Source organism: Shewanella sp. 10N.286.51.B8, from assembly GCF_041469325.1.
Classification (GTDB): Bacteria; Pseudomonadota; Gammaproteobacteria; order Enterobacterales; family Shewanellaceae; genus Shewanella.
This window is the reverse complement of record NZ_JBFRKG010000004.1, coordinates 193,351-203,573: the sequence shown is the minus strand read 5'-3', so window position 1 is coordinate 203,573 and position 10,223 is coordinate 193,351. Positions and strand designations below refer to the sequence as shown.

Below are 10,223 nucleotides of genomic sequence, written 5' to 3'. Positions count from 1 at the left end.
GCTATAGTTTTATTTCGCTACAGTTCTGCAGAGCACATAAACTGTCACTACTTACGAGTAAGCTTAACCTTCTCTCTGGTTAAGCAGTAATCACTGCCGGCCATTCTTCCTATGGCATCTAATTTGTCACTATCGATTCTAAAATCCTCAATGATGTCATCTTTAACATGAATAGCGACGACATTACCTAATATTAAATGGCCAGATAACGGTTCATTGCCCAAATCAATAATCTGATTAAGCTGGCACTCAAAGCTAATTAGCGCTTGCTTAACGAGACTCGGCTTAACTATAGATGCTGGGGCTTTTTCAATGTTGGCATACTCAAATTCATCTATATCGGCAGGAATATGATGGCAAGTTTCATTCATCACCGCTAAATCAGGATAGCTCACTGTATTGATGACAAATTCACCCTGTTGGCGAATATTAGTTAACGTATCCTTTTCCTGACCATCATCCATGCCCATAGGGTTGAAACACAGCACTGGCGGGTTAGCGCTGGCCACAGTAAAAAACGAAAAAGGTGCTAAATTGGCCACCCCATCAACAGAAATAGTGGAAACCCATGCGATGGGTCTAGGCGTTACTCCACCAATCAATAACTTATATATTTGTTGCTTACTTAACTGTTGTGGCGACAATAACATTAGGCTCTCGCAAATATTCTTAATAGGGTAAATCACATTCAACTTTAACAGTACTATGCCAGATATGTACGCTGTATAGGTTTTAAAAATATGTTAACCCAACACATTTTTATCCGCTGAAGATGAAACTGCTTAGCAAGATATCAAATCGCTGTTCAGAATGACAATTGCTCAATTCTAGCAAGGGAGTAATGAAGCGAGTCTTTTCTATCTAAGCCATCAATTAAACATTAAAATTGAGCCATCCAATAACAAAAGAATGAGCTTTCACCTTTCAGAACTTTATCGCTCTACATACTCAATAGGTAAAAATTTAATGCGTAAAACCCAATGGTTATTTGATGATGTCACTCAATTCAAAACGTCAATAGCACCAGCGATGACAGCCGGGCAACAAAAGTGCTGGTCAATGCTGAAACAGTTTTACAAACAACAGATGCCTTATTCAAAGCCAACAATGAAAGAAGATATAGCGGTGATCATGGCCAAAGATACTCAGTTACAGCAGTCGAATATTGATAAAGAAATAAATGAACCTGTTAATACAGTTTCTAGTGCCGCTATTGCTAAAGGAAAGAGTCGCAATAATCCTGACAATAGTATTATTGCGGTAGTAAGAATAAAGCCCATTGGCCAATATCAGTTGGTAACCGGCCTTGTCGTTGCTAGTGAGTATAGAGGCGGTGGACTTGCCCATACATTGCTAGCATTCATTGCTGAAAAACTAAAATGCGAGCAATGTTTTGTATTTTCCTTACCCCATTTAACCCAACTTTATCAAGAGCATGGCTTCAGTGAGGTAAAACTGGCGACAAATGATATTCAACAACTTTATCTAAAACATCATTCACCACAAAAACCATTGGTGCTAATGCAGCTGCAGACTCAACTTTCTTCTAGAAAATAGTTTAAAAGCAACCGCTTGTTAAAAACTTCGCGTTAATAATCGTTTCGTTAACAGTGATCAAAATGCGCAGTTTCGACACACATAAAGGAAATCTGCTGTAATGATAAAACTGGTACATTCATCACTCGACCATTGTCAGTATCAAGTAGGTGATTGTCAGTACTCAGCACAATTTGCTCTTGATAACCATTTGAACGCCCGCATAAAATCCATTGGTCTTGCCATTTTACTGCATATATTGACTGAGCATTCCCGCTGGTTGTCGGCTGCTTATTAAGCTCAAATGCTTCACAATCCAAATCATTAGCCGCAAGCACACCCACTACAATTTTTAAATTCTCGAATGCTGATAGTCTTAACGACAAATAAGATGCAAATAACTCATTAAACAGCTGAGTTGTATTTTGTTCCATAGTGACCTCTTAAACCTCATCTTGATGTCTTTTTCGATGAGAGTACGATACTAATTAGCTAACACCAGTAAATAATAATCACGCTGCTGAAAGCCAAAATAATCGACCACTTCCATCGATGCCTTACGGGTATGTGCGGCAAAAGATAATGCATTATCTTCAGCAATGAAGGTGACCATATAAGGTAGCTTTTTGCCTACATGCCTTGCTAACTGACTAACCAGTTGTTCAAAAATACCTTGGCCGCGATGATTACTATGGATCCAAATAGGACCATATTGGCAACTGTTACTCTCAGATAAACGGCTATAACCCATTTCGATACTGGGTAAGCGCTTTAATATCGCTTGATAGATAGACCAAGATTTAAATAGGGACCAAGGGCCAGCAATAACATAACCAATAATCTTGCTATCGCAGCAAGCCAGCATTATCCAGCCTTGATTAATTAAGCTGGTAATTTGCGGCTCCGAAAAGTGTTGCCCTGCCATCCCCTGTCCATTTGACCCTAGCTCATCATGCATATGAGTTAGCTCAAGCTGAGCAATTTCAGCGGCATCATCTCGTTGGGCTAATCGATAACTAACTTTCATTTATCTTGCTCATCATCAGTTGAGTTTACGGCTTGTTTTTGCGCCCAACTAAAAACCAGGGCTACCGGATAAGGCGCCATGATGACAAACCCAAGCCCAATTAAACACGCCACGACTAACATGCCAGAGACTTGACTAGCCACTTCAGTGAATAAATACAAACCAGCGCCGACGGCGACAAAAATCAATCCAACGGCATGCAAAATTTTAAAAATGTTACTCATTAAACTCACTCTTTTTGGCTAATAGCCTTATTGTATCGCCTTATCGGGCAGATTCGGCTGATTTAACATTTATTGATTAAATAAGGCGGTAATAAAATCAGTAAATTATCATTAATTATTATTCAAGATGAAAAAAATCAATGTGACTCAGTATATACTATGGCTATTAACGACCCTATTTGGAAATGCCTCTCATGTTCAAACCTCTCCTCGGCGCGTGTTGTATTATTTTTGGACTCAGTGCTTGTCAAAGTGCGCCGCCTCCAGTTGAACAAGTCAATCTACTTGGCAGTTGGCATATTGAAACCGCGCTATCAAATCCTGTGATTGATAATAGCCCTGCACAAATTACCTTTGCTGAAGAAGGTAAATTATCTGGCAACAACAGCTGTAACCGCTTCTTTGGTGATTATAGCCAGCAACAAGATAAGCTAAGCTTAACGCCTGCAGGCACTACCAGAATGGCCTGTGTTGAAGTATTGATGCAGCAAGAGCAAAGTATTATGAAAGCAATGACGTTAGTCACCAATATCAAACAAGCGAAATCGGGTAAGCTATTACTAAAATCTCAAGATGGCGCCACCTTATTGGTATTGGCTAAACAAGATTAGCTTGCGATTAAACAAAAAAAGAGTGAAGCCATGGCTTCACTCTTTTTGTATCAATCGCTCACAGCATGATGCTAGCTAGGTATTTTTACCTGTGACTCAGTTTGTTGTAATTCAGTTTCTGCCTGCTGCACAATCATCGCAGACTGCTCCATATCCGCATTATAATGCTCAACATCAAGTTCATCTTCAGAGCGAGCAATCATAGTCGTTGCCACTAAGTCTCCTGAAACGTTAACCACTGTTCGCGCCATATCTAATATTCGGTCGATACCGGCAATAATCGCCACACCTTCAAGTGGTAAGCCTACCGTTGTTAACACCAAGGTCAACATCACTAAACCAGCGCCAGGCACACCCGCAGTGCCAATTGAGGCTAAAGTCGCGGTAAGAATAATCGTTATGTATTCAACCCAAGTTAAATCCACCCCAAATGCCTGAGCAACAAATAACGCAGTTACGCCCTGATAAAGCGCTGTGCCATCCATATTAATGGTGGTTCCCAGTGGCAATACAAAGCTTGAAATCTTTTTATTCACACCTAAGTTTTCACTGGCACACTTCATGCTCGCCGGCAGGGTTCCTGCTGAACTTGAAGTGGTAAATGCCACCGCCATCGCATTAGCAATGCCTTTAAAAAACTGCAGCGGATTGAGTTTGCCAAACACAGTTAACACTAAACTGTAAAAACCTAATACATGTAATGCACAGCCCAAGTATACCGCGACGATAACCTTAATTAATGGCAACAACATCTCTAAGCCATACTCACCAGCAACCCATGCCATTAAACCAAACACACCATATGGCGCTAACTTCATTACCATGTCAGTTAGTTTGTACATAGCTTCTGCTAAGCTTTCAAATAGACGAATAGCAGGCTTACCACGCTCGCCGATTAACACCAGTGAAATACCTAATGCCACAGCAAATACAATTACCTGCAGAATTTGACCACTGGCTAGTGCCGCGACAGGGTTAGTCGGCACAATATTAATCAAGGTATCCATTAAGCTTGGCGCTTGCTTTACATCGGCTGCAGCTGCAGCCCCTTTAAGACCAAGACCTGCACCAGGCTGCATGATATAACCGACAAGCAGGCCAATACTGATAGCAATCGAAGTGGTACCTAAATAAAAGGCAAAAGACTTAAAGCCAATTCGGCCCATTTTCGCCGTATCCTGCATCGAGGTCACACCAACAATGAGCGAGCAAAATACCAAAGGAATAATTAACATTTTGATGGTATTTACAAACAAAGTACCAATGGGTTTTAAATAGTTGGCATCTTCACCTAGGCTTACCCCAGTAATAATACCTAGCACCATACCTATGAGGATTTGTAACCACAAAGGAACTGACATCCAGCGAGACCAGGCCCGACCAAGAAGTGAAGGAGCATGTTTTGACATGATTTAAAACCCTGTAAAATTGATAGTTGAGTAATTAAGTACGCTGCTTATGATATGACTAACGAATGCACCGCTAAAGGTGGCATATATCACGATAAAAATCGGCGACGCATACTAGCATGACACCTCAACTACATTAGATGATCTAGGTCACCTTATAAGGTCTATACACTATAAATTACAGGGTTTAAGCGCATTAAGCTTCAAAAACAGTTTCAGCCTCATCAGTACCGACCTTTAGAGTATAAAGTGCTGCCGGAGGTCGCTCCCTTTCAATTAAGTAACTCCAGTAATCATCATCAAATCCCGCGAGAAAATTATTGCCCTCGCCACGTGATTTTAAGATTAACCACCACCAGACCATGCCCCAACAGCCAAAGGTGACTATGGTGAGCAAAAAATGCAACAAATGATTAATCGAAGGCTGTGTAAGCGATCTGACTGTAGTAGCATGAGCTAAGTGAATCCTATTAGGGTGGCTAAAATATCGCCTAACCCTAAATTGATAGCGTCGGTAAATCGATGAGCTGACAGCTTTATTAGCCTGAACCGTAGAATTTAATCCTGATTGACATTGAGCATGTGGCTTTGCCATAACTGCCCCCAAAAACAAAACAAGTATAATTATTAAGCATAGCAGCTTAGACTTTAGTCGAATAAAAATTAGCACTATTTTTATATCAAGGAGCCACAATGAAAATAAGAAAAGGCCAACTATCAGATTTATCAGCATTAGTTGAATTTAACCAAGCCATGGCAATGGAAACTGAGCAGCTTCACTTGGATAATGAACAGCTCACTAAAGGGGTGAGCACTATGCTAAGCAGCCCAGAAAAAGGCTTTTATTTAGTGGCTGAGATAGATGGTGACATCGTGGGTTCATTAATGGTCACCCTTGAATGGAGTGATTGGCGCGCAACTAACTATTGCTGGATCCAAAGTGTGTATATACGCCCGCAAAACCGCCGCCAAGGAATATATGGCAAACTTTATCAGCAAGTTAAAGCAATGGCTGAGGACATGGGCGGCGCGGCCAGTTTCAGATTATATGTAGAGCATGATAATCATGCCGCTCAGCAAACCTATAAGGCACTCGGCATGGAGCAAAGCCATTATTTGATGTTTGAACAGCTTCCAGAAGCTCACTAATCAGCGTCAACTATCAAAAAATCTCAATAAAAAAGGCTTTCAAATGAAAGCCTTTTTTATTGAGTTCAAGCTGTTATCTCAAACTAAAAATTAAGCACAAAGGTTAGTCACTTTAATGGCTAAGCCGCCTTGACTGGTTTCACGGTATTTAGAGTGCATGTCTTTGCCAGTCTCATACATAGTCGCGATCACTTTATCTAAGCTTACTCTAGGCTCTGAATTACGACGAAGCGCCATACGTGAGGCATTAATCGCTTTAACCGATGCTATGGCATTACGCTCAATACAAGGCACCTGCACTTGACCTGCGACTGGATCGCAAGTTAAGCCAAGGTTATGCTCCATGCCAATTTCAGCCGCCATACACACTTGTGAAGGTGAGCCGCCCATTAACTCAGCTAAGCCCGCCGCCGCCATAGAACACGCCACACCCACTTCACCCTGACAGCCCACTTCAGCACCAGAGATTGACGCATTACGTTTATAAAGCGAGCCGACTGCCGCTGCTGCTAAAAAATAACGACTGCATTCTTTAGGGCCCACCTTTTGAATAAACTTATTATAGTAAGCTAATACCGCAGGAATAATCCCAGCAGCGCCATTGGTTGGTGACGTCACCACGCGGCCACCAGCAGCATTTTCTTCGCTCACAGCTAAGGCAAATAAGTTAACCCAATCAATTATTTCCATTGGATCATTACTTAAACGCTCACAGCGTAATAACTCACGATGTAACGCTGGCGCTCGACGTGACACTTTTAGCGGCCCCGCTAACACCCCTTCAGTATGACAGCCCTTTTCAATGGCGTTTTGCATGGTTTTCCATACTAAACTAAAGCCAGTGTACATCTCTTCTTCAGTGCGAAAACACAGCTCATTTTGCTTCATCAAACCGCTGATGCTTAAACCTGACTCTTTGCAGTGCGCCATGAGTTCATCAGCAAAATTAAAGTGATAAGGTACTTTTACCCCATTAGAGTGTGTTTGATTAAACTCAGCTTCATCAACAATAAAGCCACCACCGATTGAATAGTAGGTATTTGAGTAAACACGCTCATCACCAATCCAAGCATGCAACTTCATCGCATTTTCATGTAATGGCAGCGTTTCAGGATGAAACACTAATGCATCAGTAGGGAACGCCACATGATGAATCGCATCACCAATGATAATTTCTTCGGTTTTAGCCACTTGAGCAATGAAATGTTCAATAGCTTCAATATCCACAGTTTCAGGCTCATTACCGGCTAAACCCATAATAATAGCGATATCAGTATGATGACCCTTTCCCGTTAGTGAAAGAGAACCATAAACATCCACGGTAAATTTAGTAATTTGTGTTAGCTGCCCTTGTTCAATTAAATCATCAACAAACCGATTAGCCGCTTTCATTGGGCCTACGGTATGCGAGCTTGATGGCCCAATACCAATCTTAAAGATTTCAAATGCACTAAACATAGATGTACCTCAACACTTTTGTATCTAAGCGCGCGGTTTTGGCTATCATGTCAAATCAACATCGATTGTAGTTAATCAGTTGAGTTAACTTAATTCACTTGGACCAAAACAACACACTAAAACAGCAAAGATAAAACAGAAAAGAGGAGCATCAAAGATACTCCTCTACTACAGCAAAACTTGAATTAATTTAGCTCATTAAGCCAAATAGAATCGCTGTCATAGCCAGTAAACCAGCAATAACCACAAACACATTACTAATGCGGCCACGGTAAGCTTTTAGCGCAGGTACTTTATGGACAGCATACATAGGCATTAGATAAAGGATTGCAGCAATAATCGGACCGCCCAACGCTTCAATCATGCCTAAAATGCTTGGGTTAATAACCGCAACAATCCAGATGCTGAAGAACATGAAAGCCAAAATGAATTTATTTAGCTTAGCCTCTGATACTTCTTTATTACTGCTACGTAATTGCTTAGTGATCATGCCTTTTAAACCTTCAGTCGCCCCTAAGTAGTGGCCAAAGAAAGAAGAAATAATCGCAATAAACGCAATAATAGGGCCAAAGTAGCTCACAAAACCACTTGAGTGAACATTGGCTAAGTAAGACAAAATAGCTAAGTTTTCACTCTTTGCTTCAGCAAGTTGCGCTGGGCTTAATGATAAAACACAAGAGAACACGAACAGCATCACGAAGCCCACAAGCATCATTGAGGTGTTACGTAAAATCACATCTGCTTTTTTAGCTGCATTGTTGCCATGCTCACGCTTAAGTGACACAGAGAATTGTGAAATTGCAGGAGAATGGTTAAAAGCAAAGATCAATACTGGAATAGTTAACCAAACAGTACCAAAAAACTCACCTGCCGATGGCACCACTTGCAAAGCATCCATTTTCCAGTCAGGAATTAAGTAAAATGACATAAATGCCAAAATCGCAACCAGTGGGTAGACTAAAAATTGCGTCACTTTCAGCATGAATTTTTCACCCGCAACCATCACTGACATCATGCCAATAATAAGTAATGCCGATAATAAAAAACGTGGCGGTGAGGCAAAGCCAAGCTGGTGAACAATAAAGCTATCAACTGTGTTAGTAATACCAACACCATAGATAAGCACAATAGGAAAAATAGCAAAGAAGTATAACAGCGTGATCGCTTTACCCGCATTAACGCCAAAGTGCTCTTCTACCACTTGAGTAATATCACTACCCGGATTCTTAGAAGAGCACACAAAGCGAGATAAACCGCGATGAGCAAGGTAAGTCATAGGTCCAATAAAAACGGCCATCATGACTAAAGGCCAAAAACCGCCCATACCCGCGTTAATAGGTAAAAACAAAATACCGGCGCCAACAGCGGTGCCAAATAGACTTAACATCCAAGTGGTATCTTGACGACTCCAGCCTTTAACTTGAGTTTGCTCACCTTGAGTTGCTACAGCAACATCCTGCGCACTGATTGAATCTCTTTGCATGGAATAACCTTTGAGGTAACTAATTTGGCGCGGAGAATACAGTGTTCTTATTTGAGAATAGTGACCTAGTTCATTTTTTTGATCCCACACAGCAATAAGAGAGGCGCAATGTGCGCATGATCAAATATTAACTTGGTTACTAATACAGCTTCATTAACAACAATTAATTTAATTGCCAACATTAGATACAAATGATCAACTGCGAATGTACTGCAAAGTCACAAGCCAAAGGGGTTTAAACACTAATAACCTAGTGAATACTTGACTATTTCAATCAAGTAACTCAAGGTTTTTCGATGATAAAATAGCCTTATCACTGTCGAAAGGGAAACGAGAAGGTTAGCTTGAAATAGAAGATTAGCTTGAAAAAGAAAGTTAGCTGGAAATAGATAAGTAAGCTAAAAGCAAAGTTAATATTCACCCAGCAAAGCGTCGAATTTACATTTTTACAGCGGTAAATTCGACTCAACTGAAGTTATATACGATATAACAATATCGCTAGCCCGTTCTTAAACTTAATATGGCGGCGACATCCAGCGCCTTGTCATATTTGACAAACCCAGTCAGTTTTTGATCAATGGCATAAATCGACATACGGTCGGCCAATTCATTGCCTTCAATCCCCACATGAGCGGCAACGTGTTCAATCTCCATATCATCTTTAATGGCATCATAAAGTTCATGAGCCTGCTTAATGACTTCAAGATTGGCGATATCACCGGCAGTCTTGCGTTTCCAGCCTTTTGACTTCCAGCCATAAGCCCAATTAGTGATGCAATTAATCGAATATTGGGAGTCACTGAGTATTTTAACCGTTTGATTAGCCTTAATGGCCTTTTGTGCCACTAATATCGCTTGATAAAGCGCATTCAATTCGGCGCTATTATTGGTGCCATTGGGATTATATAAACCAAACCACAACTCAGCGACTGCGCCATTACGGTAAATCGCCATGCCTGAGCCCGCTTTACCAGGGTTGGGCTCACAGCCGCCATCAGTGAATATCATCACCTCATGAGTGGATAAATCAATCTTAGCTTTGCTGGTCGATGTTGTTTTAGTCGCAGTGCTAGCTTTACTTTTCGCGCTAAAAGCCGCTTTACCTATACTTTTACTTGCCGATGCGCCAAATGCCGCTTTAGCCTCTGCTTCAGTCGGGAAAGATTTGTATTTTGCTTGGGGAAATTTATCCACCTGCTTCTTGGTATAATCCCAACTGGTAAAAATGCCGGTCTCACGCCCTGCCCAAACCACATAAAACTTCTTCGCCATAATGACTTCTCTATAAAATCGCTTAAGATACTCAATGCGCACCAGTTTAGCGTA

At 41.1% G+C, this 10,223-nt stretch carries 12 protein-coding genes; 3 read left to right on the top strand and 9 right to left on the bottom strand.

The genetic code is table 11. The annotated features are described in order from the left end of the window. Window positions 1-47: 47 nt before the first annotated feature. Window positions 48-650: a flavin reductase family protein gene (locus tag AB4160_RS02180; RefSeq protein ID WP_102439708.1), complete on the bottom strand. Its 603-nt coding sequence runs from the start codon at window positions 648-650 to the stop codon at window positions 48-50. A gap of 316 nt (window positions 651-966) precedes the next feature. Here AB4160_RS02180 and AB4160_RS02175 point away from each other — a divergent pair, with 316 nt between their 5' ends. Next, a complete protein-coding gene (locus AB4160_RS02175) occupies window positions 967-1,557 on the top strand; it encodes a GNAT family N-acetyltransferase (RefSeq protein ID WP_372003464.1) in 591 nt (196 codons plus the stop codon). A 47-nt stretch (window positions 1,558-1,604) separates the two neighbouring features. On the opposite strand, the gene AB4160_RS02170 is transcribed toward AB4160_RS02175, so the two are convergent. The 3 genes from AB4160_RS02170 to AB4160_RS02160 are packed head-to-tail and all read right to left on the bottom strand — an operon-like array spanning window position 1,605 to window position 2,787. Next, window positions 1,605-1,970, bottom strand: a complete 366-nt coding sequence (locus AB4160_RS02170; RefSeq protein WP_102439710.1) for a hypothetical protein — start codon at window positions 1,968-1,970, stop codon at window positions 1,605-1,607. A 50-nt stretch (window positions 1,971-2,020) separates the two neighbouring features. Further along, window positions 2,021-2,563 (bottom strand): GNAT family N-acetyltransferase, encoded by a 543-nt coding sequence (locus AB4160_RS02165; protein ID WP_102476926.1) that lies wholly within the window; start codon window positions 2,561-2,563, stop codon window positions 2,021-2,023. Then, window positions 2,560-2,787, bottom strand: coding sequence for a hypothetical protein (locus tag AB4160_RS02160; protein WP_102439712.1), 228 nt, complete (start codon window positions 2,785-2,787; stop codon window positions 2,560-2,562). The genes AB4160_RS02165 and AB4160_RS02160 overlap by 4 nt, the downstream gene beginning before the upstream one ends. Window positions 2,788-2,981: 194 nt before the next feature. Between AB4160_RS02160 and AB4160_RS02155 the strand changes: the two genes are divergently transcribed. Further along, a complete protein-coding gene (locus AB4160_RS02155; protein WP_102439713.1) occupies window positions 2,982-3,398 on the top strand; it encodes an META domain-containing protein in 417 nt (138 codons plus the stop codon). A gap of 71 nt (window positions 3,399-3,469) precedes the next feature. Here the strand turns inward: AB4160_RS02155 and AB4160_RS02150 are convergent, their stop codons facing one another. Beyond that, window positions 3,470-4,807 (bottom strand): dicarboxylate/amino acid:cation symporter, encoded by a 1,338-nt coding sequence (locus AB4160_RS02150; protein WP_372003462.1) that lies wholly within the window; start codon window positions 4,805-4,807, stop codon window positions 3,470-3,472. Between the two features lie 196 nt (window positions 4,808-5,003). Next, on the bottom strand, window positions 5,004-5,402 hold the full coding sequence (locus AB4160_RS02145; RefSeq protein WP_133126408.1) for a hypothetical protein: 399 nt from the start codon (window positions 5,400-5,402) through the stop codon (window positions 5,004-5,006). 98 nt (window positions 5,403-5,500) lie between these two features. On the opposite strand from AB4160_RS02145, the gene AB4160_RS02140 reads away from it, so the two are divergent. After that, window positions 5,501-5,956, top strand: coding sequence for a GNAT family N-acetyltransferase (locus AB4160_RS02140; protein WP_102439716.1), 456 nt, complete (start codon window positions 5,501-5,503; stop codon window positions 5,954-5,956). A 90-nt stretch (window positions 5,957-6,046) separates the two neighbouring features. On the opposite strand, the gene AB4160_RS02135 is transcribed toward AB4160_RS02140, so the two are convergent. The 3 genes from AB4160_RS02135 to AB4160_RS02125 form a co-directional block, all read right to left on the bottom strand. Beyond that, window positions 6,047-7,414 carry an L-serine ammonia-lyase gene (locus tag AB4160_RS02135; protein ID WP_102439717.1) on the bottom strand — a complete coding sequence of 456 codons (1,368 nt, stop codon included), beginning with the start codon at window positions 7,412-7,414 and terminating at the stop codon, window positions 6,047-6,049. 190 nt (window positions 7,415-7,604) lie between these two features. Next, window positions 7,605-8,897, bottom strand: a complete 1,293-nt coding sequence (locus AB4160_RS02130) for a serine/threonine transporter (protein ID WP_102439718.1) — start codon at window positions 8,895-8,897, stop codon at window positions 7,605-7,607. 498 nt (window positions 8,898-9,395) lie between these two features. After that, on the bottom strand, window positions 9,396-10,169 hold the full coding sequence (locus AB4160_RS02125; RefSeq protein WP_102439719.1) for a ribonuclease H family protein: 774 nt from the start codon (window positions 10,167-10,169) through the stop codon (window positions 9,396-9,398). Window positions 10,170-10,223: the final 54 nt, after the last annotated feature.

Coding starts and splice junctions, on each gene's coding strand:
- AB4160_RS02135 (WP_102439717.1), bottom strand. CDS start 7,414: ATGTTTAGTGCATTTGAAATCTTTAAGATTGGTATTGGGCCATCAAGC.
- AB4160_RS02130 (WP_102439718.1), bottom strand. CDS start 8,897: ATGCAAAGAGATTCAATCAGTGCGCAGGATGTTGCTGTAGCAACTCAA.
- AB4160_RS02145 (WP_133126408.1), bottom strand. CDS start 5,402: ATGGCAAAGCCACATGCTCAATGTCAATCAGGATTAAATTCTACGGTT.
- AB4160_RS02180 (WP_102439708.1), bottom strand. CDS start 650: ATGTTATTGTCGCCACAACAGTTAAGTAAGCAACAAATATATAAGTTA.
- AB4160_RS02140 (WP_102439716.1), top strand. CDS start 5,501: ATGAAAATAAGAAAAGGCCAACTATCAGATTTATCAGCATTAGTTGAA.
- AB4160_RS02150 (WP_372003462.1), bottom strand. CDS start 4,807: ATGTCAAAACATGCTCCTTCACTTCTTGGTCGGGCCTGGTCTCGCTGG.
- AB4160_RS02125 (WP_102439719.1), bottom strand. CDS start 10,169: ATGGCGAAGAAGTTTTATGTGGTTTGGGCAGGGCGTGAGACCGGCATT.
- AB4160_RS02155 (WP_102439713.1), top strand. CDS start 2,982: ATGTTCAAACCTCTCCTCGGCGCGTGTTGTATTATTTTTGGACTCAGT.
- AB4160_RS02165 (WP_102476926.1), bottom strand. CDS start 2,563: ATGAAAGTTAGTTATCGATTAGCCCAACGAGATGATGCCGCTGAAATT.
- AB4160_RS02175 (WP_372003464.1), top strand. CDS start 967: ATGCGTAAAACCCAATGGTTATTTGATGATGTCACTCAATTCAAAACG.
- AB4160_RS02170 (WP_102439710.1), bottom strand. CDS start 1,970: ATGGAACAAAATACAACTCAGCTGTTTAATGAGTTATTTGCATCTTAT.
- AB4160_RS02160 (WP_102439712.1), bottom strand. CDS start 2,787: ATGAGTAACATTTTTAAAATTTTGCATGCCGTTGGATTGATTTTTGTC.